This is a genomic window from Cupriavidus sp. C3SS-1 (assembly GCF_057073755.1).
Window position 1 is genome coordinate 2535354 of sequence record NZ_CP172700.1, and the last position, 20184, is coordinate 2555537.

General features: G+C 66.0%; 19 protein-coding genes and 1 pseudogene. 11 read left to right on the plus strand and 9 right to left on the minus strand.

Annotation, left to right across the window (positions count from 1 at the left end; all coding sequences use genetic code 11):
* Positions 1 to 31: 31 nt before the first annotated feature.
* Positions 32 to 931 (minus strand): N-acetyltransferase family protein, encoded by a 900-nt coding sequence (locus ACIGJC_RS27685; RefSeq protein ID WP_483712707.1) that lies wholly within the window; start codon positions 929 to 931, stop codon positions 32 to 34.
* A 122-nt stretch (positions 932 to 1053) separates the two neighbouring features.
* On the opposite strand from ACIGJC_RS27685, the gene ACIGJC_RS27690 reads away from it, so the two are divergent.
* Entirely contained in the window at positions 1054 to 1686 is a 633-nt protein-coding gene (locus tag ACIGJC_RS27690) for a helix-turn-helix transcriptional regulator (RefSeq protein ID WP_483714418.1), read from the plus strand.
* 350 nt (positions 1687 to 2036) lie between these two features.
* Here the strand turns inward: ACIGJC_RS27690 and ACIGJC_RS27695 are convergent, their stop codons facing one another.
* On the minus strand, positions 2037 to 2231 hold the full coding sequence (locus ACIGJC_RS27695) for a hypothetical protein (protein ID WP_483712709.1): 195 nt from the start codon (positions 2229 to 2231) through the stop codon (positions 2037 to 2039).
* A gap of 647 nt (positions 2232 to 2878) precedes the next feature.
* Here ACIGJC_RS27695 and ACIGJC_RS27700 point away from each other — a divergent pair.
* Positions 2879 to 3736 carry a GntR family transcriptional regulator gene (locus ACIGJC_RS27700; protein WP_483712711.1) on the plus strand — a complete coding sequence of 286 codons (858 nt, stop codon included), beginning with the start codon at positions 2879 to 2881 and terminating at the stop codon, positions 3734 to 3736.
* Between the two features lie 67 nt (positions 3737 to 3803).
* Here ACIGJC_RS27700 and ACIGJC_RS27705 read toward each other — a convergent pair.
* Positions 3804 to 4013 (minus strand): annotated as a pseudogene (locus ACIGJC_RS27705) (dihydrofolate reductase family protein); the annotation flags it as partial.
* Between the two features lie 13 nt (positions 4014 to 4026).
* On the minus strand, positions 4027 to 4383 hold the full coding sequence (locus ACIGJC_RS27710; RefSeq protein ID WP_483712712.1) for a hypothetical protein: 357 nt from the start codon (positions 4381 to 4383) through the stop codon (positions 4027 to 4029).
* Between the two features lie 258 nt (positions 4384 to 4641).
* Between ACIGJC_RS27710 and ACIGJC_RS27715 the strand changes: the two genes are divergently transcribed.
* On the plus strand, positions 4642 to 5676 hold the full coding sequence (locus tag ACIGJC_RS27715) for an AI-2E family transporter (protein ID WP_483712714.1): 1035 nt from the start codon (positions 4642 to 4644) through the stop codon (positions 5674 to 5676).
* A gap of 46 nt (positions 5677 to 5722) precedes the next feature.
* Here ACIGJC_RS27715 and ACIGJC_RS27720 read toward each other — a convergent pair whose 3' ends face one another.
* On the minus strand, positions 5723 to 6412 hold the full coding sequence (locus tag ACIGJC_RS27720; protein WP_483712715.1) for a FadR/GntR family transcriptional regulator: 690 nt from the start codon (positions 6410 to 6412) through the stop codon (positions 5723 to 5725).
* 192 nt (positions 6413 to 6604) lie between these two features.
* On the opposite strand from ACIGJC_RS27720, the gene ACIGJC_RS27725 reads away from it, so the two are divergent.
* The 5 genes from ACIGJC_RS27725 to ACIGJC_RS27745 all read left to right on the plus strand — a co-directional run bounded on the left by ACIGJC_RS27725 (position 6605) and on the right by ACIGJC_RS27745 (position 12379).
* Positions 6605 to 7384 (plus strand): (Fe-S)-binding protein, encoded by a 780-nt coding sequence (locus tag ACIGJC_RS27725; RefSeq protein ID WP_483712716.1) that lies wholly within the window; start codon positions 6605 to 6607, stop codon positions 7382 to 7384.
* Positions 7381 to 8088, plus strand: coding sequence for a LutC/YkgG family protein (locus tag ACIGJC_RS27730; RefSeq protein ID WP_483712717.1), 708 nt, complete (start codon positions 7381 to 7383; stop codon positions 8086 to 8088). Before ACIGJC_RS27725 ends, ACIGJC_RS27730 begins: the two co-directional genes overlap by 4 nt.
* Positions 8085 to 9530 (plus strand): LutB/LldF family L-lactate oxidation iron-sulfur protein, encoded by a 1446-nt coding sequence (locus ACIGJC_RS27735; RefSeq protein WP_483712718.1) that lies wholly within the window; start codon positions 8085 to 8087, stop codon positions 9528 to 9530. The genes ACIGJC_RS27730 and ACIGJC_RS27735 overlap by 4 nt, the downstream gene beginning before the upstream one ends.
* A 242-nt stretch (positions 9531 to 9772) precedes the next feature.
* A complete protein-coding gene (locus tag ACIGJC_RS27740; protein WP_483712719.1) occupies positions 9773 to 11482 on the plus strand; it encodes a lactate permease LctP family transporter in 1710 nt (569 codons plus the stop codon).
* A 126-nt stretch (positions 11483 to 11608) separates the two neighbouring features.
* The gene (locus ACIGJC_RS27745) at positions 11609 to 12379 is read left to right on the plus strand and encodes an SDR family NAD(P)-dependent oxidoreductase (protein WP_483712720.1); all 771 of its coding nucleotides are present in this window, start codon (positions 11609 to 11611) and stop codon (positions 12377 to 12379) included.
* A gap of 49 nt (positions 12380 to 12428) precedes the next feature.
* Here the strand turns inward: ACIGJC_RS27745 and ACIGJC_RS27750 are convergent, their stop codons facing one another.
* Positions 12429 to 13331, minus strand: a complete 903-nt coding sequence (locus ACIGJC_RS27750; RefSeq protein ID WP_483712722.1) for a LysR family transcriptional regulator — start codon at positions 13329 to 13331, stop codon at positions 12429 to 12431.
* Between the two features lie 126 nt (positions 13332 to 13457).
* Here ACIGJC_RS27750 and ACIGJC_RS27755 point away from each other — a divergent pair, with 126 nt between their 5' ends.
* From ACIGJC_RS27755 to ACIGJC_RS27765, 3 genes are read left to right on the plus strand one after another with little or no spacing between them, the layout of a single operon-like run.
* Positions 13458 to 14003, plus strand: a complete 546-nt coding sequence (locus tag ACIGJC_RS27755; RefSeq protein ID WP_483712723.1) for a cysteine dioxygenase family protein — start codon at positions 13458 to 13460, stop codon at positions 14001 to 14003.
* Positions 14004 to 14014: 11 nt separating this feature from the next.
* Positions 14015 to 15019, plus strand: a complete 1005-nt coding sequence (locus ACIGJC_RS27760) for a uroporphyrinogen decarboxylase family protein (protein WP_483712724.1) — start codon at positions 14015 to 14017, stop codon at positions 15017 to 15019.
* 56 nt (positions 15020 to 15075) lie between these two features.
* Complete coding sequence (locus ACIGJC_RS27765; RefSeq protein ID WP_483712725.1) at positions 15076 to 16050, plus strand: Bug family tripartite tricarboxylate transporter substrate binding protein; 975 nt, start codon at positions 15076 to 15078, stop codon at positions 16048 to 16050.
* A gap of 69 nt (positions 16051 to 16119) precedes the next feature.
* Here the strand turns inward: ACIGJC_RS27765 and ACIGJC_RS27770 are convergent, their stop codons facing one another.
* The 3 genes from ACIGJC_RS27770 to ACIGJC_RS27780 all read right to left on the minus strand — a co-directional run bounded on the left by ACIGJC_RS27770 (position 16120) and on the right by ACIGJC_RS27780 (position 20159).
* The gene (locus ACIGJC_RS27770; protein ID WP_483712727.1) at positions 16120 to 17250 is read right to left on the minus strand and encodes a CaiB/BaiF CoA transferase family protein; all 1131 of its coding nucleotides are present in this window, start codon (positions 17248 to 17250) and stop codon (positions 16120 to 16122) included.
* 14 nt (positions 17251 to 17264) lie between these two features.
* Positions 17265 to 18245 carry a Bug family tripartite tricarboxylate transporter substrate binding protein gene (locus ACIGJC_RS27775; protein WP_483712728.1) on the minus strand — a complete coding sequence of 327 codons (981 nt, stop codon included), beginning with the start codon at positions 18243 to 18245 and terminating at the stop codon, positions 17265 to 17267.
* A gap of 117 nt (positions 18246 to 18362) precedes the next feature.
* Positions 18363 to 20159: an acyl-CoA dehydrogenase family protein gene (locus ACIGJC_RS27780; protein WP_483712730.1), complete on the minus strand. Its 1797-nt coding sequence runs from the start codon at positions 20157 to 20159 to the stop codon at positions 18363 to 18365.
* Positions 20160 to 20184: the final 25 nt, after the last annotated feature.

The following is a 20184-nucleotide window of genomic DNA, read 5'->3' on the forward strand; positions in this document are numbered from 1 at the left end:
GCAGGCCTGCCCCGGCGCAGGCCGCGTGGCCTCACATGAAGCCCGGATTTCGCGGGACATAACGCGTCCAGTCGCCGCAGTCGTGCGTAGCCATCAACACCATTGGCAGCGCGAATCGCATCCCCAGGCCGGTCGCAATCGCAAGGGCATCGCTCGTCCCCGGAACGAATACGGAGATCTGCCTGGCGTCTCCCGCGATGGCCATCGCCAGCGCGGTACGGAATGCCCCGGGCATTGCAGGCGCGTGCATGACCGCCATGGGGCCGATGTGGCCCGTGGCGGCAACGTAGGCATAGCCGACGCGCTCGCCTCCATCCTCGAAGAAGACACCTTCCATCTGGGGAACGCCAAGCAGGTACCGGTGGTGCTTTTCCCGCGAAACGCCCAGGACCGCGATGTCGATCTGCCGCAGCGTTTCCAGATCGAGGGCGGTGGCCTGGATCGGCGTCGCGCGAAGCACCGGTCCTTGCGCATGGCGCGCCATGGCTTCCCGCTCCGCGCTGCACAAGTGAATCGGCACGCGCGGAAGCAAGCCGTACCGCACATACAGCGCCTGGGACACGACATTGAAGGCGAACGTAATCAGGCTTCTTTCGGTCGCACCGGCCTGGCTCGCCTGCTCCAGGGTGCGCTCCAGCAATGCATTGCCGATGCCCCGCCCCTGCTGGCCGGGCGCAACGAACAGTTCCGCCAGGAACCAGAGCCGACCGCAGACCCAGCTCAGGGCAAAGCCAACCATCTCGCCCGCTTCCTCCGCCACCCACACGCCGCGCGGGTCGTCGCGAAGGCAGAACGCCTGGAACTCCGGAGACCGCGTCGTGGCGATCGGCCCGAACCCGTGGCGCACGGTCAGGTCGTTGATGCTGCGGGTTACCAGTTCTTCGGCGCGCGCCAGTTCGTCAGCGCGTGCGGGTCGGAAAACAAGCGGCACGGTCACCTCCGGCATGACAACCATTGGAGGTATAGCAGACGACAGGAGCCGGGCCAAGCGCCCGCACTTCGCTTCGCCTATAACCGATACAATGCGTGCAAAAATGGATGAAATGTATAGATATGGCCAAACAGAAGTTCACGGTCGAGCAGCAAGCGATACTGGAACAGGTAAAGCAGATTGCTGCGGGACTGGGAGAAACGCTGGCGCCGTTCACCGAAGTGGTGGTTCACGACCTGCGTTCTCCGAGGCACGCGATTCTTGCGATCCATAACAACCTGTCCGGCCGCAATGTGGGGGATCCCGCCACGGAACTTGGTCTGGCCCGGATTGCCGATGACAACTATCCGCAGGTCCTGGCGAACTACGCCAACCAGTTTTCGGACGGCAGGCGCGCCAAGAGCACATCCATCGGCATCAAGGATTCGGCGGGCCATTACTTTGCCGCCCTTTGCCTGAACGTCGACGTGACGATGTTTCGTGGCATCGCCAGCCTGCTCGAACAATTTTCCGGTACGAAGGGGGAGGCGGCCAAGGAATCGCTGGACCCGGCCAGCGCCGACGCGATCCGCGAGCGCATCGACAAGTTCGCGGTCAACCTGGCGACGACACCGCAAGCGTTGCGCACCGAGCAACGCAAGGCACTCATGCAGAAGCTCAGGGAAGAGGGCTATCTGGACCTGCGGCGATCCATGGACACCATCGCCCAACATCTCGGTGTATCGCGGGCGACGGTCTACAACGATGCGAAGTAAAGAGCGGAGGCCGTTCGCAGCCCCCGCCATCGGCCGGAAGAACCTATCGCAATCCGAAGAAGCTCAGGATGGCGAGGATGATCACTACCGCTCCAACAAGCCAGACTATGTTCATGAGAACCTCCTCGCTATGCACTTTTCACTCGAAGTACCCGGTGTGTCGCAAAATCCATGCCGAGGCGATGTGAGCTGGGGCGATCCGGCCTGAGCGGCCTGGCATCGCGCGCGTGGGCATAAGAGGCGTGGAGCCAGCACGAAGGCGCACCTGCAAGTTTTGCCTCGCAACTGGTGCAATTGTTTCCATATCCGGGCGCCGATCCAATCGGGATTCGACGCTGGCAAGCAGGCAGTCAGGAGCCCGTCGTGCGACGTTGACGATAGACGGTCACGCCGTTTTCTTCGCGGGCGGCCAGCGCATTGCGCGCGCCGCAGATCGGGCAGCGGAACAGTGGGCCCTGGCCCTCGTTGGCGACGACCACTTCGGTGGACTCCCAGCGGGCTCCGCAGGACTGGTTCTGGCAGGTGTAGTAGATGGGCTTTTTCATTTGCGCGGATCGTAGCACGATACGGCAAGCCCGGTCGCTGATCAGTCCCGCAAATGCGGCTGCGCGCGGCTATAGCATGTCCATCTGGAGGTGCTGTCGCGCGACGCTTTCGCAAATCATCGCTACCTCCTTGTCCACGGCATAGAGAAACAGCAGCTCCTTCTCGGAGCAACGACGCGTCCTCTGCCAGATCTTCGCTTTCACCCGATCATCCCCGTCCACGTCATTCGAAGTGGCGCCGGCCTCGCTGATGAATGCACGGATATCGCGCGCGAGATGCCTCGCTCTTGCGGCCGCGTGTTGGCCGCCCAGTGCATAGGCGGCGGACTGTATGCTTCTTAGAACGCTCACTGTCAATGTCTTCCTCCGTGGGGATGGTTCGCGATCCGCGTCCGTGGGTTCGCTCCGGGCCAATATAGGGTCTTCGCCGCCGCCCTGATTTGCATTGCGCACCGCCAAGTTTGCATTTGCTGCCAAGTGGAGAATGCGCCGACACGACGCTCTGCCCGATGCGCAGGACAGCAGGCATTTCTCCCCGCCAACGCCGTGCCAAGTGCGCTACCGCACCCGCGCTTTAGCGCGAACTTGGGTACCCCGCAGGCTATCGACTAGCTTGGAACCTCGGGCCGTTTCGAAGGGGAATCAGAATGAAGAGGGTCATCGTGCGCCGGACCACGATCGTGGTCGTCGGCTTCGCCATGAGCCTTGGTGCTGTCACCGGTGCATGGGCCTCCGACATCGCATGCAAGCCGCGGGGCGGGGGATCTTCGATTCACTGCGAAGACCCGTATGGCGCGGGAATGCGATGCAAGCTGGCCGACGACGACTCACGGCCTGCCCCCACACATCAGGGGCACCTGATCTGCCAGTCCTCCGCGCTCTCGGCGCGCTACGAGCGCCTCTACGCCGAGCAGCAGAGGATGCTGCACAAGGGCACCATCCAGGACGCGGACATTGCGGCATGGCGCGTGCGGCGTGATGCCTGCGAATCGGCACGCTGCCTGGAAAGCCTGTTTGCCAAATTCTGGCGGGACCGGGAGGCCATGCGCCATGCGCCGGTCCGGCCAGCCGCCCCGCCCCCCGCGCTTGCGGCGACGCCAGACCCCGTTGTTCACGAGCCGGCGAACGCTGCGCCGGCGCAGCCCGCGCAAGCGGAAGCGACACCGCCTGAGCCACCTGTCATGCAAGCCAGACCAGAACCTGCCGACCCGACGCAACTGACGCAACTGACGCAGCTGACCGCCGCCGCCGAACCGCTGGCTGTCCCCGCCGTCGCGCAAGACATCGACAGCAGCGCGGGGAAACGCGATCCGGCGGCGATGGCCATGGAGAGCCTGTTTTCCGGGCTTGCCATCCTGGGCATGGGTGCGGGGTTCCTGTGGAAGCGCCGTGCCGCGCGCGCGCAGGGCGCGCCGCGATCGCACATCCCGGCGGCCATGACTGTCGCCTATGGCTTGCTGCTGGTGAATGCGCTGCTGCTGCCGTTCACGCTGGGCTTGAAGTAAGCGTGCAAGGGGAGCGGCTTGCCTGCCGCGAGCGGGACGCACCCATCAATCGGCCACGCGTGGCCGTTCATCCGCGCAGCACGCGATAGCTGGACTGCACCAGCCCAGAGGAAAAGTGGCGGCTCGATTCGAGCGCCAGGCCCAAGTCGCGTGGCAGGGCGCCGAACAATGGCCTGCCCGCCCCGATCAACACCGGCACGGTGGTGACGACAAGGTCGGTAATCAGTCCGTCGCGCAGGAACGACTGCACCAACTGGCCACCATCCACGTACACGCGGCCGCCTGCAACCCTATGCCGGAGGCGTCGACTGCAAGAGTTCCTCGACGCCGGGTTCCTTTTTTGTCCGGCTCTGACTGGTTTTTCCAGCGCACCTGTCTGGCGCGGCTGTACTTGGCGTCACGCCCTGGCTACGGAGATGGGCCGCGACCGTCTCGCACCATTCGAGCAACTGGTGCTTGTCAAGCTCCGCCACCACGTCTTCACCGAACAGATTCGAAAGGTCGAGCGTGGCCCCTGAAAATTCGGCGCCATCGTCCCGAATCGTCAGGACTCCATCGCCGTCGTGGTCGTACATCTCAATTCTTGTGGAAGACATAGCCTTCACCTCCTGAGTCTTCGCGGCCGTCCCTTGATGCGTAACCGTCATGTCAGGTACTCCGCCTTGCGCGTCGAATGGCCGGCGACTCTATGCTAGGAGATCGGCTTCCGTGCCATCAAGCGAGAAAACGTGGGGCAGGCGCGCGCCTTTCCAGTGACTTGCATGGTTGTCCGCCACGTGATGGGCCTCGAGGTGCTTGCCTAGTCTCAATCCAGCCCTGAAAATCGACCTCCCGCTACCGTCGACAGCATCGTGCATCCGGCACGTCCAGATGCCGCCGGGGCAGCCCCTACGCCGGAGAGTCAGATGGATCACCAACCCCCGCCGCCCGCCCCTCGCCTGCTTCCCGCGGCGTGGTTCACCGTGGTCGGCGCGTCTTACCTGCTCACCGCCCTGGCACTATGGACGGTGCTTCAGGCCAACCTGGTCGCCGCGCTGCTTTCCGGCCTGCTGTTGTACTCGCTGGTCGACGTGCTCGCCCCGCGCCTGAAGCGCCTGAACCAGCGGCACGACGCGCTGGCGGTCGCCATCCTTTCCATCGTGATCCTGCTGGCGCTGTCGCTCGGAATCTGGGCACTGGTGCGCTTTGTCAGTGGCGAAGGCACGCTGGACACCCTGATGAACCACATTGCCGACATCATTGACCAGTCGCGCGGCCAGTTGCCCGACTGGGTCAGCGGCGCGCTGCCGAGCACCGTCGAGGAGCTCGCCAACACCCTGATCCACTGGCTGCGCGAACACGCGCAGATGGCGCAGAAGCTGGGGGCCGAGGTCCTGCGCACGCTGCTGCATATCATCATCGGCATGGTCATCGGCGCCATGGTCGCACTCTACCGCGCGGTGTCGCGCCCCAACCGCCGGCCGCTGGCGACAGCGCTGGTGGCGCGCGCGCGGGCACTGCAGCAGGCGTTTGCGCAGTTCATCTTCGCGCAGATCCAGATCTCGATCATCAATACGATGCTGACGGCCATCTACCTGCTGGTGGTGCTGCGTTTGTTCGATGTGCACCTGCCGTTGTCGAAGACGCTGGTGGTCATTACCTTCGTGGCCGGGCTGCTGCCTGTGCTGGGCAACCTGATCTCGAACACGGCCATCGTGGTGGCGTCGCTGTCGGTATCGCTGCCGATTGCGGTGGCGTCGCTGTTCTTCCTGGTGGTGATCCACAAGCTCGAGTATTTCCTGAACGCGCGCATCATCGGCGCGCGCATCCAGGCAGCCGCGTGGGAGTTGCTGATCGTGATGCTGCTGATGGAAACGCTGTACGGCATTCCGGGCGTCATTGCGGGGCCGATCTTCTACGCCTACCTGAAGCGCGAGCTGACCCTCGCCGGGCTGGTGTGAGGCGAGGCCCGGACGTGCGGTCCCGCACCCGGTGGTAGAACTAAAACTAGTCCACGCTCTTGTCCGCCCCGCCACCGCTCTCCACCCACGTCCGCACAAAATCGATATGCGTCTGCATCGCCGTGCGCGCCTCTTCGGGGCGGCGCGCGCAGATGGCATCGCACACGGTGCGGTGCTGCAGCAGCAGCAGCGCGGACATGGCCTCGCCCTCTTCGCGCAAGCCGGTGCCGCTGATGGTGATGTGTTCGCGCAGCATGCTGATGACGCTGGTATGCAGGTGCAGGAACATGGTGTTGTGCGAGGCCTGCGCAATGGCGTCGTGCAGGCGCGTGTCGGCCTCGGCCTCGGCCTGCTTGTCGTCCACCAGGCGAGCGCGTTCGAGTTCCGCCATCAGGCCGCGGATGCGTTCGCGGTCTTCATCGTCGCCGCGCAGCGCCGCGAAGTAGGCGGTGGCGCCTTCCAGCACGCGGCGGAATTCCAGGATGTCATCGCGCAGCGCCGGATGGTCGGCCACGAGCTGGCCCCATGGCGAGGCGATGCCCGAGCGCAGCTGGTCGGTCACGTAGACGCCCGCGCCGCGCCGGCTCTGCAGCAGCCCGCGCGCGGCCAGGCGCTGGATCGCTTCACGTACGGTGTTGCGCGCCACGTCGTATTGCTCGGCCAGTACGCGCTCGGCCGGCAGCCGCGCGCCCGCGGGCCAGCTGCCGTCGAGCAATGCCGTCTCCATGCGCCGCATTACCGCTTCGACGCGTCCGCGCCCGCCTCCGTGCGTCCCCGTTGCCATCGCTCCTTCCCTTCCTGACGTTGCCCGACCGCCCGCGCCGGCCGATGTGATCCCGGCGCAAAGTGGTCCAACCAATTTGTACTGTAGCGCGGAAGCGGGAATTATGCCCCCGAACGTGCGATGCCAGCGCGTATGGAGCGAGACATGAAGGACAGGCAATACCCCACCGCTGCCCCTAGGCAGGTCTACCTGTTTGCGACCTGCCTGGTCGACCTGTTCGTGCCACAGGCCGGCCTCGACGCCGTGCGGCTGCTGGAACGCGAAGGGCTGACCGTGCATTTTCCGCGCGCGCAGAGCTGCTGCGGGCAACCGGCCTACAGCAGCGGCAATCCCGACCAGGCCCGCGGCGTCGCGCGCGCACAGCTGGACCTGTTCAGCGAGCCGTGGCCGGTCATCGTCCCATCCGGCTCCTGCGCCGGCATGATGCGGCACCACTGGCCGCAGCTGTTTGCCGATGACCCCATCGCCGGGCCCAAGGCCCGCGCGCTGGCCGAGCGCATCTACGAACTCACCGAATTCCTGCTGCACGTGCTCAAGGTCGACTTCAGCCACGCGCTGCCGGGCGGCCTGGCCGCAGAGCGCGTCGTGCTCCATACCTCCTGCGGCGCGCGTCGAGAAATGGGTACGCGCACCCATGGCGTGGCGATGGTCGATGCCCTGCCCGGCGTGACACGCGTGGAACACGAACGCGAATCCGAGTGCTGCGGCTTTGGCGGCACGTTCTCGCTCAAGCACCCGGACATCTCCGGCGCCATGGTGCGCGACAAGGTCGCCTCCGCCTGCGCCACGGGCTGCAACCGGCTGGTGTCGGCCGATTGCGGCTGCCTGCTCAATATCGGGCATACCGCCGCGCATGACGGCGCGCCGCTGGAGGTCGAACACCTTGCCAGTTTCCTGTGGCGCCGTACCGGAGGTGCCGCATGACCGCACTCACCGCACGCGAACGCATGCTGGGGCGGCTGCGTGCCGCCGCGCCGGCAACCAGTACGACAACCACCGCGCAGATCGATGGCCGCATCGACGCGCACTACGCCGCATGCGCACCCATTGCAGATGGATTCGAGGCACGCGTTGCATCGATGCAGGCCGCATTGGTAGCCTCGCACGCCGAGGTCTGGCGCACCACCGCTTCGGCATGGCCCGCGCTGCTCGCGGACAAGCTCGCGCAGGCCGGTGTGCGGCGCCTGCTGCTGGACCCGTCGCAGCCGGCCGGCGCAGCGCTGAAGCAAGCCTTGCCGCCGCAGGTGGAAGCCATCGGCTATGACCGCCCGATCGAGCAATGGAAAGCCGAGCTGTTCGACACCGTCGATGCCGGCTTCACGGTCGCGCGCTCCGGCCTTGCCGCCACCGGCACGCTGATCCTGGCGCCCGATGCGGGCTCGCCGCGCACGGTGTCGCTGGTGCCGCCGCTGCATGTGGCGCTGGTGCATGCCTCCACGCTGCATGCCGACCTGCACACGGCCGCGCGCAGCGAACGCTGGCGCGATGGCATGCCCACGAACCTCGTCATGGTGTCCGGCCCGTCCAAGACGTCCGATATCCAGCAAACCCTGGCCTATGGCGCGCATGGTCCGCGCCGGATGTGGGTCGTCATCGTCGATGACATCGACGCAGGGAGCCAGGCATGAGCGAAAGCACGCTGCACTTCGTCCCGTCACAGGACTTCAAGACGCGCGCCCGCGAGGCGCTGGACGACCCCAAGCTGCGCAAGAGCTTTCGCGGCGCGATGGATTTCTTGCAGGGCAAGCGCCTGGCGCAGTTCCCGGATGCCGATGAGCTGGAACACCTGCGCGACCTGGGCGAAGCGATTCGCCAGCACGCGCTTGCCAACCTGCCCGACCTGCTGGTGCAGCTTGAAGGCAATTTGATCGCTGCCGGCGTGCAGGTGCACTGGGCCGAGACCGCCGACGAGGCCAACGCGATCATCCATCGCATTGCCCAAGCGAAGCAGGCCAGGCGCGTGATCAAGGGCAAGTCGATGGCCAGCGAGGAAATCGAGCTGAACCATTACCTGGCCGAGCGCGGCGTGGCCTGCATCGAGTCGGACATGGGCGAGTACATCGTCCAGCTGGCCGGTGAAAAGCCGTCGCACATCGTCATGCCGGCGATCCACAAGACCAAGGGCGATATCGCCACGCTGTTCGAGCAGCACATCCCCGACACGCCTTATACCGAGGACGTCAACGCCCTGATACAGACCGGCCGTCGCGCCTTGCGCCAGGCGTTTGTCGAGGCGGATATCGGCCTCTCTGGCGTGAACTTCGCGGCGGCGGATACGGGCACGCTGTGGCTGGTGGAAAACGAGGGCAACGGGCGCCTCTCGACCACGGTGCCGGACGTGCATATCGCCATCATGGGCATGGAGAAGGTGGTGGCGCGGCTCGAACACATCGTGCCGCTATCGAGCCTGCTGACGCGTTCGGCTACGGGGCAGGCCATCACGACTTACTTCAACCTGATCTCGGGCCCGCGCCGCGAAGGGGAGCGCGACGGCCCACGCGAAGTACACCTGGTCCTGCTCGACAACGGCCGCACGCAAGCCTATGCCGACGAGCAGCTGCGCGCGACGCTGCAGTGCATCCGCTGCGGCGCGTGCATGAACCATTGCCCGGTCTATACGCGCATTGGCGGCCATGCCTATGGCACGACGTATCCGGGCCCGATCGGCAAGATCATCTCGCCGCATCTGCTGGGACTGGAAGCGACCGCGGACCTGCCCACGGCATCGAGCCTGTGCGGCGCATGCGGAGAGGTCTGCCCGGTGCGCATCCCGATTCCGCAACTGTTGGTGCGCCTGCGCACGGAAGCCAATCGCAACCCCGAGGAACAGGTCACGCACCCGCTGCGTGGCCAGGGCGCCAAGTTCAGCCGCGCAGAGCATCTGATCTGGCGCTTCTGGAGCGGGGCGTTCTCGCATCCGAAGGCTTATCGCCTATTCCGGTGGGCGGCTACGCGCTTGCGTGCGCTGACGCCGGCGAAGCAGATGGGGTGGACACAGCATCGGACGCCGCTGACGCCGGCGGCGCGGAGTCTGTCGGATCTGCTGAAAGAGAAAGGGCAGCCGGAGTAGGGACTGCTGCAGGCCTGCAACGAGGCCGACTGTGTGCCCCCTCTCCCCCTTTCGGGAGAGGGTTGGGGAGAGGGCCTGCGCGTTCACGAAGCGATGCGCTATCGCATAGCAACGGCCTGCCCTCTCCCCCAGCCCCTCTCCCGCAACTGGGAGAGGAGAGCAAACCAGCGAAGCGTCGGCGCGCACGCGTTTGCCACAACAACAAAGATCGACCGAAACACCAATGAAGTAGGAGACCGAGCATGCAACCCTGGACCCAAATCTATACACCGCTGGGCAGCCTGTGGCTGTCCGCCCTGGCGGCGGCCATTCCCATCCTGTTCTTTTTCGTGGCCCTGGCGTTGTTTCGCCTGAAAGGCCATGTAGCCGCGGCGGTGACGCTGCTGCTTTCGCTCGGCGTGGCGATCTTCGCCTATGGCATGCCGGCGCAGCAGGCGCTGGCCGCCGCTGGCTTCGGCTTTGCCTACGGCCTGTGGCCGATTGCGTGGATCATCGTGACCGCGGTGTTCCTGTACAAGATCGTGGTCAAGACGGGGCAGTTCGACGTGATCCGCGCGTCCGTGCTGTCGATCACCGACGACCAGCGGCTGCAGATGCTGCTGATCGGCTTTGCCTTCGGCGCGTTCCTGGAAGGCGCGGCCGGCTTCGGCGCACCGGTGGCCATCACCGCCGCGCTGCTGGTGGGCCTGGGCTTCAATCCGCTTTACGCGGCGGGCCTCTGCCTGATCGCCAATACCGCGCCGGTGGCCTTTGGTGCCATGGGCATTCCCATCATCGTGGCCGGGCAGGTAACGGGCATCGACGCGATGCACATCGGCGCGATGGCGGGGCGCCAGCTGCCGCTGCTGTCGCTGATGGTGCCGTTCTGGCTGGTGTTCATGATGGACGGCGCCAAGGGCGTGCGCGAAACGTGGCCGGCCGCGCTGGTGACCGGTGCCAGCTTTGCCGTGACGCAGTACTTCACGTCGAACCATATCGGGCCCGAGCTGCCGGACATTACCTCGGCGCTGGTGAGCCTGGTGTCGCTGGCGGCGTTCCTGAAGGTGTGGAAGCCGCGCAGCGCTTCGCAGCGTGCGGGCGGCAATGTCGGCGGCGGCACCATGGCGATGTCGGCGTTTGGTGGCGGCGGCTTCAGCAACGGCGTGCAGAGCGGCGGCAACCGCAAGTCCCCGTACACCGCTGCGCAGACGATCCGCGCGTGGGCGCCGTTCGGCATCCTGACGGCCATCGTCACGGTGTGGAGCCTGCAGCCGTTCAAGGCGCTGTTCGCCGGCAACGGCGCGCTGGCCGGCACGGTGCTGAAGTTCAAGGTGCCGGGGCTGGACCAGCTGGTCGTCAAGGCCGCGCCGATCGTGGCATCGCCCAAGCCGTATGAAGCCGTGTTCAAGCTCGACCTGCTGTCGGCCGTGGGCACGGCCATCCTGCTGACCGCACTGATCTCGGCCGTGCTGCTGCGCATGAAGCCGCGCGACCTGGTGTCGACCTTCGGTGAAACGCTGGTGGAACTGCGCCGCCCGATCCTGTCGATCGGCCTGGTGCTGGCATTTGCGTTCGTGGCCAACTACTCGGGCATGTCGTCCACGCTGGCGCTGCTGCTCGCGGGGACCGGCGCGGCGTTCCCGTTCTTCTCGCCGTTCCTGGGCTGGCTCGGCGTGTTCCTGACGGGCTCGGACACGTCGTCGAACGCGTTGTTCTGCTCGCTGCAGAACACCACGGCGCACCAGATCGGCGTGTCCGACACGCTGCTGGTAGCCGCCAACACCACGGGCGGCGTGACGGCCAAGATGATCTCGCCGCAATCGATCGCGGTGGCGTGCGCGGCGACCGGGCTGGTGGGCAAGGAGTCGGAACTGTTCCGCTTCACGGTCAAGCATAGCCTGCTGTTCGCGGTGATCATCGGCATCATCACGGTGGTGCAGGCCTATGTGCTGCCGGGGATGATCCCGGGTTAAGCCTCCTGCGGGGCTACAGGCGGGTTTCGTCGCATCCGACGATGCCTGCCCGCAACATCGCCTCTTAGCATGATCTGATCCGCCCGCCGCCAAGAGCGGGCGCTTTATCCTCAAAGGAGACAGATCATGGCTTTCACCCCATTTGACCTTACCGGCAAGGTGGCGCTCGTCACCGGCGGCAACGGCGGCATCGGCCTCGGCATGGCAGAGGGCCTGGCCCAGGCAGGTGCCGATGTCGCGATCTGGGGGACCAACGCGCAGAAGAATGCCGCCGCCGCCGAGCGGCTGGCGCAGTATGGGAGCAAGGTCCATACGGCGATCTGCGATGTCAGCAACGAATCTTCCGTCGCCGCGGCCATGGATGGCACGCTGGCCGCGCTCGGCCGGCTCGACGGCTGTTTCGCCAATGCGGGTATTTCAGCGCGCGGCACACGCTTCGAAGAAATGGGTACGGAGGACTGGCATCGCGTGTTGCGGGTCAACCTGGATGGGGCGTTTTTTACGCTGCGCGCGGCGGCGCGGCAGTTGCTGGCACAAGGGAACGGCGGCGTCCTGGTCGGCACAGCCTCCGTCGCGGCCATCGAGGGCGCGGCGCGCAACGAGCACTACGCGGCGACCAAGGGCGGGCTGATTTCCATGATGCGCGGGCTTTCGGTGGAATATGCGCGGCACGGGATTCGCGCGCACTCCGTGCTGCCGGGGTGGATCAAGACGGAAATGACCGCCAATGCGCAGGCCAATACGACGTTCCAGGAAATGGTCGGCAAGCGCGTGCCGATGCGGCGCTGGGGGGAGGGCTCCGACTTCGCGGGTATCGCGGTGTACCTGATGAGCGCGGCGTCGGCGTACCACACCGGGGATACGTTTGTGATTGACGGGGGGTATACGTTGTTCTGATGCCTCCGTGCCTTGCAAGCGCTGTGGTTTCGCCGGCGTAGCCGGCGATCTACTCGCCGCTTTGCCGCAGCACTTCCACCAGGTCGGTCACGTAGTTTCTCGATCCCAGCACGTCCCGCCGCACACACAGGCTGAGCGTTCGCCTGGCCCACGCATCGCTGAGTGCCACGACACGCAAGCCGTCCACATTGATCGCCGCCAGCGCTGAACGCGGGACAATCGCCACGCCCACGCCGGACCGCACCATCGATGCCACCGCGGCGAAGCCGGCTACCTGAATCCTCACATCGACACGCCGGCCCTGCTCGCTCGCCTTGCTGAGCAAGAAGGAATGAATGGCGGAGCCGTTCTGCTGGCTGACAAAGGGAAAGGCCAGGCAGTCGAGGAACGCTACCGGCGCCTTTTTCTTCCACGGCTGGGAATCTGCCATAAGCAGGACGATTTCGTCTTCGTGGTAAGGGTAGTGGACCAGGTCGGGATGCGGCTCGTCCTGGGTCAGGATGCCGATATCCGCGCGCCCTTCCACGACCGCGACCAGTATGTCGCGACTAAGGTGCTCTTCCAGCGTGATGCGTGCCTTCGGATGCGACTGCAGGAAGCCCTGCAGGTCGGCCGGCAGGAACGATGCGATGGCGCTGCTGTTCGCGTAGAGCACCAGCTGCGCATGCACGTCTTCCGAGAACGGCGTGAGGCTCGCCTGCATCTGCTCGATTTCCGTCAGGCAGCGCCGGCAGTGGTCGACCATGATCTGGCCCGCCCGGGTCAGCGAGACACCGCGCGCTTCGCGCCGGAACAGCCGCGTTCCGACGACTTGCTCCAGATGCTTGATGCGCAGGCTCGCGCTCGACGGCGCCAGGAAGCAAAGCGCGCCGCCCTTCGACATGTTCCCCGCGTCCGCCACGGCGACTAGCAGCCTCAGATCCATGATGCTGCAATGCATCAGCTTTTGCATTTCTCAAACCCTGCTGTTGGAACAACTCGTTTGTCAGTACCGCACGATTACGCGAAAGTTCGCCAAAGTTCGGGCAGTCGCCATTCTGTCCGAGCCTTTGAGGAATGCAAATACGGGAAGACATCCATGACGAGAATCATCGAAGCGCCCACATCGCGAATTGCCAGCCTTGCCAGCGGCATCGACTCACTGCTTGCTTCCGAAGCATGCTTTGATCCGCGCGTCATCCAGCGGATGATCCGCGACGCGTTCCCCGACAGAAACTGTTTGCCCCGGGCGATGTGCGAGCCCGGCAGCGACGGCTATGTGCGCCACGTCCTGCACAGCGACGCGGCGGACCGCTACACCATCGTGGCGCTGGTCTGGATGCAGGGGCAGCACAGCCCGGTGCATGCGCATCACACGTGGTGCGCGCTTTCCGTCGTGGAAGGCGAACTGCTGGAGGAGTACTTCGAGTACGCCCCCCAGGGCGCGGCCGCAGTGCCCGCCGGCAGTGCCTGCCGCAAGGTCGGCGAAGGCAGCAGCGGTACGGCCGGCCTGCACCTGATCCACCGTGTCGGCAACGCCCAGGCGCGCACCGCCATTTCCGTGCACATCTACGGCGTCGCGACCTCGGAGATGGCCACCGGCATCAATCACGTGCTGCCCGTCGTCGAGACGGCGGCTGCATAAGGAGGCGGCACATGAACACGATGACCCCCTGGCGTCGCCTTGAAGCCACCTTGCGCGGTGAAGCCGCCGACCGGGTGCCGGTCTCACTGTGGCGCCATTTTCCCGTGGATGACATGGATGCGGGCAAGCTGACACGCCTGACGCTGGCGTGGCAACAGAAATGGCAGTTCGACCTGCTGAAGTTCATGCCGCCCGGTACGTATGGCGTGGAAGACTGGGGCGCGAAGACTGCCTATGCAGGCGCCGCGAACGGCGCGCGCATTGTGGCCGAGCCTGCCGTGATGCGGACCGACGACTGGGAGCGGATTCGCTGGATCGATCCGCGACTCGGGGCTTATGGCCAACAGAACTTCGCACTCGCGCAGACAGCGCGGCATCTCGGCGGCTCTGTTCCCATCCTTCAGACCGTGTTCAGCCCGCTCACCACGGCGCGCAAGCTTGCGACCGAACGATTGTTTACCGACATCCGATGCTATCCGGAAGCCGTCGATGCGGCGCTGCGCGTCATCACGGACGTCACCATCGACTTCTGCCTCGAAGCCATGCGCGCCGGCGCGCACGGCATCTTCTTCGCGACCCAACTGGCATCGCACCGCCTGCTGACGACCGCCGAGTACGAGCGATTCGGGAAAAAGTACGACCTGGAGGTCCTCCATGCGATTCGCGGCCAGTGCCGCGCGAACATGCTGCATGCCCATGGCGACGACATCATGTTCCCGCTGCTGTCGGACTACCCCGTCGAGTTATTCAACTGGCATGACCGATTGACGGACCCCGACCTGCGGCGCGCCGGGCGGCATTTCCCCGGCGTGCTGGTCGGCGGTCTCAATGAACACCATACGCTGCTGCACGGGGGACCCGGCGCCATTGCCCACGAAGTGCGGGATGCCTGTGCCCAGACAGGGGGCCGCAAGCTCATCCTCGGACCGGGCTGCGTGCTGCCGGTGCAAACGCCCGATGCATCGATCCAGGCGGTACTGGACGCCGCGCAGCTTGCAGAAATGCAGCTTGCATAAGACCCGCGACGCATCGTCGCCTGTATCGCCAGATCATTCAAAGGAGACAGAAATGCTTGCACTTCATCAAGATTGGCGTTGTCGCGGCCGTGCTCTGTGCCAGCCAGGCCGGCATCGCCGACACCTGGCCGGAGCCTTCCAAACCCATCATGCTGATCGTTCCCGCGCCCGGTGGCAGCGGCACCGGCGACACGATTGCGCGCGTGCTTGCCCAGCGCCTCAAGAAGGAGCTGAACGCGGCGGTGATCGTGGACAACCGCGGCGGCGCCAACGGCAATATCGGTGCCGGCGCGGCAGCTGCGGCGGCACCGAACGGATACACGTTCCTGCTCTCGTGGGCCGGCACGCTCGCCGTCAATCCCAGCTTGTACCGGAATCTTCCGTTCAACCCGCAAACCAGCTTCGAGCCCGTGGCCCTGATTGCGGATGTCCCCAATATCCTGGTGGTGAACAGCAGCCTGCCGGTGAAGTCGCTGCAGGACTTCATCGCCTATGCCAGATCGCACAAGGGAGAACTGAACTACGGCAGCTCCGGGAACGGCAGTTCGATGCACCTGGCCGGCGAGCTGTTCGATCGCGAGACCGGGGCCGAGATGACGCACGTTCCCTACAGTGCGCCGGGGACCGCCACCACGAACCTGCTGGCCAATGACATCCAGGCCATGTTCCAGCTGGTGCCCGGCATCGTCGGCCAGGTCAGGGCCAACAAGGTCAGGGCGCTGGCCATCATGTCGACCCGGCGCTCGCCGGCGCTGCCGGACGTGCCGACCACGGCCGAGCTTGGCTTTCCTTCGCTGCAGTCGTCCACCTGGTTCGCGGTCCTTGCGCCGAAGGGAACGCCGAACGAAATCATCCGCAGGATGAATGTGGCGATCAACAACGTGGTCGCCGATCCAGAGACTGTGAAGGTCTTTACGGAGATGGGAGCCAGCCCGCTCGGAGGCACGCCTGAGCGGGTGGCGACGGTACTGACAGCGGATCTGGTCAAATGGCGCGCGGTAGTGAAGCGCGGCAATATCCAGATGCAGTGAGCGGGCGCCTTGATTGAATCGGGGATGCCATCCAGGTCCACTCGGTCGTGGATGGCACCCGAGTCCGATTCAATCCTCCTTCGGCAGGAACCGATCCCCTTCCGTCAGCGGCGTGAACCGATACGTCGCGGGTGTCCGGCTCAGCTTCACGGGCGCGCCCAAGCCGCGATAGCCGCCCTCCATTTCGACCACCATCTCGCGATGCACGGTATGCGGATGCTGCAAGGCATCCGGCACCGACAGCACCGGCGCGCACGGCACGCCTGCAGCGACGAGGGTATCGGCCAGCACCTTGCCGTCCCTCTCGCGCATCTGCGCTTCCAGCTCGGCCTTCAGGGCGACACGATTCACAGAACGCGCCCCGGCCGTGGCATAGCGCTCGTCATCCGCCAATGCGGGCACCTGAAGGAACTCGCACAGAATGCGGAACTGCCGGTCATTGCCAACAGCAAGGAAGATCGGATCCGTGCCCGTGGCAACCGTGTCGTACGGATAAATATTCGGATGGGCATTGCCGGTCCGCACCGGCGTCTTGCCATTCATGAACCAGTTCGCCGCATGCGGATGAAGCAGCGACAGGCCGGAGTCATACAGCGCGGCTTCGACGAACTGCCCGTGCCCGCTGCGCTCGCGTTCCTGCAGCGCCAGCAGCACGCCGAGCGCGGCGTTCATGCCCGTCACCATGTCGACCACAGGCAGCCCGACGCGCAAGGCATCGCCATCCGCCTCGCCGTTGATGCTCATGAGGCCAGCCATGGCTTGCACGGCGGCGTCATAGCCGGGCAGGCCACCGAGCGGACCATCGGCGCCAAAGCCCGAGACCCGGCAATGCACGAGCCGCGGGAAGCGCGCCGACAACGTGTCAAAGCCAAGCCCCCATTTCTCCATGGTGCCGGTCTTGAAGTTCTCGACCAGCACGTCGGCGTCTTCGAGCAGCGCAAGCAGCACGCTGCGGTCGTTGTCGGCCGTGAGGTCCAGCTTCATCACGCGCTTGTTGCGGTTCAGCCCGAAGTAGTACGACGCCACGCCGTCCTTGAACGGGGGGCCCCAGGTACGCGTGTCGTCGCCCTGCGGCGGTTCGATCTTCAGCACATCGGCGCCGTGGTCACCGAGGATCTGTCCGCAGTACGGACCGCCCAGGATGCGCGACAGGTCGACCACGCGGATGCCGGCCAGCGCGCCCGTCTTGGATTGCGTCATGACATCGCTCCCGGTCAGTCGAGTTGCGCGCCGGACTTCTGCACGACCGTGTGCCACTTGCCGACCTCGGACTTGACGAAGCTGCCGAGTTGCTCGGGCGTGGTGGACGGTGCGAACTCCAGGCCTTGCGCCAGCAGCGTCTTGCGTACCTCGGGCTTCTGCAGCGCCTCGGCGAAGGCATGGTTCAGCTTGGCAATGACCGGCGCGGGCGTGCCGGCCGGAACGACGACGCCGAAGAACACGGATACGTCGAAACCGGCCACGCCCTGCTCGGCGACCGTCGGCACATCGGGCAGCGCCTGCGAGCGCGCCTTGGTGGTCACGCCCAGCGCGCGCACCTTGCCGCTCTTGATGAACGGCAGCGCGGTCAGCACGTCGGTGAAGGTCATGCTGACCTGACCGCCCAGCAGGTCATTGAGCGCCGGGCCTGTGCCCTTGTATGGCACGTGCTGGAAGTCGGTGCCCGCCAGGTTGTTGAACAGCACGCCGGCCAGGTGCGACGATGCGCCGTTGCCCGACGAGGCATAGCTGAGCTTGCCCGGATGCGCCTTGCCATAGGCAATCAGCTCGCTGACGTTCTTGGCCGGCACGCTCGGGTTGACCACCAGCACGTTCGGCAGCTGGCCGATCTGGATCACGGGCGCGAAGCTCTTGACCGGGTCGTAGTTGATCTTGCGATAGAGGCTCACGTTGATGGCGAGCGGCGCCGAGGTGCCGAACATCAGCGTGTAGCCGTCGGGCTCGGCGCGCGCCACGGCTTCGGCGCCGATATTGCCCCCCGCGCCCGCGCGGTTTTCGACCACCACGGGTTGGCCCAGGCTGGTCTTGAGGGCCGCGGCGAGCGTGCGCGCCATGGCATCGGTGGGACCGCCCGGCGGGTAGGTCACGACCATCATGATCGGCTTGGAGGGGTAGTCCTTCTGCGCGAAGGCGGGGGTGGCGCTGACGCTGAGCGTGCAGGCGGCGATGGCCGCGATACGGTGCCAGAGTTGCATGGCTTGTCTCCTGGTATGAGTCGTCTCGCATGGCCCCGGGGATGTCGGCCGATGCGGTGGACGGCACCGCTTTGCGGTGCCGTCGGGGGCTGGAAAATTTTCAGATGCAGGAAAAGGTCAGAACACGTTGACCTGGTCCACCGCGCCGGCGGCACGCACGACGCCATCGGCCGGCGGCGCGACGGTTTCGGCCAGCCATTCCGGCTCAGCCTGCGCGGACATCGGGTCTTGCGGCAGCACGCGGTGGCGCAGCACCAGTTGCGCCAGCCGCATGCGGCGCACCGAACCGGTCTGGCCGGCTTCCCAGGCCATCGCCACGGCCGTGGTCACGTGATACAGGCCCGAGGCCGCCTGGCGGGCCAGCAGGTCGCCCTCGGCGCCGGCTTCGGCCGCGCTCGCGGCAAACGCGGCGGCGCGCTCGATCGCGGATTCAAAGGTGGCGCGGGCGGTGGCATGCAGCGGGGTGTCGGCCAGCAGGCCGGCCAGGTGCGCTCGCAGCGCCGGCAGCGAGCCTTCGCGGCGGATCGCGCGCAGGACGTCCAGCGCGACGATATTGCTGGTGCCTTCCCAGATCGAGCCGAGGTGGGCGTCGCGCACCAGGCGCGGGTCGCTCCATTCCTCGATGTAACCGCAGCCGCCGCGGATCTCCATGGCGTCGCCGGTAACCTTGCGGGCGTCACGGCAGGCGCGGAACTTGATCAGCGGCGTCAGGATGCGCATGAGCGGGTAAGCGTTCGCTTCGCCCGCATCGGCGCGGCGCAGCGCTTCGGCGGTCTGGAACACCATGGTGCGCGCCTGTTCGGTCGGCAGCGTCAGCTTGAGCAGCTGGCGGCGCATCAGCGGCATGTCTTCCAGGCGCTTGCCGAAGGCCTTGCGCTCACGGGCGATGAACAGGCCCTCGGTCAGCGCGCGGCGCATCAGGCCGGCGGCGCGCACGCCGTTGGACAGGCGCGAGTTGTTGATCATGTCGGCCATCTGCACGAAGCCGCGGCCCGGTTCGCCAACCAGCCAGGCGCTGGCGCCTTCCAGGCGGATCTCGCCGCTGGCCATCGAGCGCGTGCCGAGCTTGTCCTTGAGGCGAATGATGCGGTAGCGGTTGTCGCTGCCATCGGCCAGCTTGCGCGGCAGCAGGAACAGCGACACGCCCTTGTGGCCGGGCACGGCGTTGCCGGCCTCGTCCTCGAAACGCGCCAGCACCATGGCCAGCCCGGCGTCGGGGTTGGAGCAGAACCATTTGTCGCCGCTCAGACGCCAGCCGCCTTCCGCCTGCGGGTCGCGCACGGCGCGCGTGGCGGTGGCGGCCACGTCGGAGCCGGCGCCCTGCTCGGTCATGAACATCGCGCCCTGGAACAGGTCTTCAAACACCTGCGTGGTCAGGTTGGGCATAAAGCGCTCGACCAGCGCCGGATCGCCGAACTTGCGCAGCGTGCGCGTGAGCGAATCGGTCATCGACAGCGGGCAGCACAGTCCGAACTCAGCTTGCACCAGCATATACGTGAGCGCGTACTTGGCCGCCGGCGGCATCGGCTTGTCCCAGCCGAACACACCGGCGCGATGCGACACCGCGGCCAGGCCGAACTCGGAGAACGCCACGCGCTCCAGTTCCACGTAGGCGGGATGCTTGTGCACCAGTTGCTGGTCAATGCCGTTGCGGGTGCGGTGGGTCAGCGTGGGCGGGTTCTGGTCGGCGAGCATGGCCAGCTCGTCCAGCACGCCACCGGCCAGTTCGCCCATGCGCTCCAGGCGCGGCTGCAGCACGTTCAGCAGGTCCGCCGGCAGGTACAGCGGCAGCAGCGCGCGCAGTTCCGGGTCGGCGGTATAGAGACTGCCGCCCTGGCGGTCGGGCACCGGGTGTTCGGCCTGCGGGGCCACCGATTGGGCTTGGGGTGCGGCATGACGCACGGCACTGGTCATGTAGGTCTCCTGGGATTGGCCTGGC

Coding starts and splice junctions, on each gene's coding strand:
- ACIGJC_RS27690 (WP_483714418.1), top strand. CDS start 1,054: ATGGCCAAACAGAAGTTCACGGTCGAGCAGCAAGCGATACTGGAACAG.
- ACIGJC_RS27695 (WP_483712709.1), bottom strand. CDS start 2,231: ATGAAAAAGCCCATCTACTACACCTGCCAGAACCAGTCCTGCGGAGCC.
- ACIGJC_RS27700 (WP_483712711.1), top strand. CDS start 2,879: ATGAAGAGGGTCATCGTGCGCCGGACCACGATCGTGGTCGTCGGCTTC.
- ACIGJC_RS27710 (WP_483712712.1), bottom strand. CDS start 4,383: ATGACGGTTACGCATCAAGGGACGGCCGCGAAGACTCAGGAGGTGAAG.
- ACIGJC_RS27715 (WP_483712714.1), top strand. CDS start 4,642: ATGGATCACCAACCCCCGCCGCCCGCCCCTCGCCTGCTTCCCGCGGCG.
- ACIGJC_RS27720 (WP_483712715.1), bottom strand. CDS start 6,412: ATGCGGCGCATGGAGACGGCATTGCTCGACGGCAGCTGGCCCGCGGGC.
- ACIGJC_RS27725 (WP_483712716.1), top strand. CDS start 6,605: ATGAAGGACAGGCAATACCCCACCGCTGCCCCTAGGCAGGTCTACCTG.
- ACIGJC_RS27730 (WP_483712717.1), top strand. CDS start 7,381: ATGACCGCACTCACCGCACGCGAACGCATGCTGGGGCGGCTGCGTGCC.
- ACIGJC_RS27735 (WP_483712718.1), top strand. CDS start 8,085: ATGAGCGAAAGCACGCTGCACTTCGTCCCGTCACAGGACTTCAAGACG.
- ACIGJC_RS27740 (WP_483712719.1), top strand. CDS start 9,773: ATGCAACCCTGGACCCAAATCTATACACCGCTGGGCAGCCTGTGGCTG.
- ACIGJC_RS27745 (WP_483712720.1), top strand. CDS start 11,609: ATGGCTTTCACCCCATTTGACCTTACCGGCAAGGTGGCGCTCGTCACC.
- ACIGJC_RS27750 (WP_483712722.1), bottom strand. CDS start 13,331: ATGCAAAAGCTGATGCATTGCAGCATCATGGATCTGAGGCTGCTAGTC.
- ACIGJC_RS27755 (WP_483712723.1), top strand. CDS start 13,458: ATGACGAGAATCATCGAAGCGCCCACATCGCGAATTGCCAGCCTTGCC.
- ACIGJC_RS27760 (WP_483712724.1), top strand. CDS start 14,015: ATGAACACGATGACCCCCTGGCGTCGCCTTGAAGCCACCTTGCGCGGT.
- ACIGJC_RS27770 (WP_483712727.1), bottom strand. CDS start 17,250: ATGACGCAATCCAAGACGGGCGCGCTGGCCGGCATCCGCGTGGTCGAC.
- ACIGJC_RS27775 (WP_483712728.1), bottom strand. CDS start 18,245: ATGCAACTCTGGCACCGTATCGCGGCCATCGCCGCCTGCACGCTCAGC.
- ACIGJC_RS27780 (WP_483712730.1), bottom strand. CDS start 20,159: ATGACCAGTGCCGTGCGTCATGCCGCACCCCAAGCCCAATCGGTGGCC.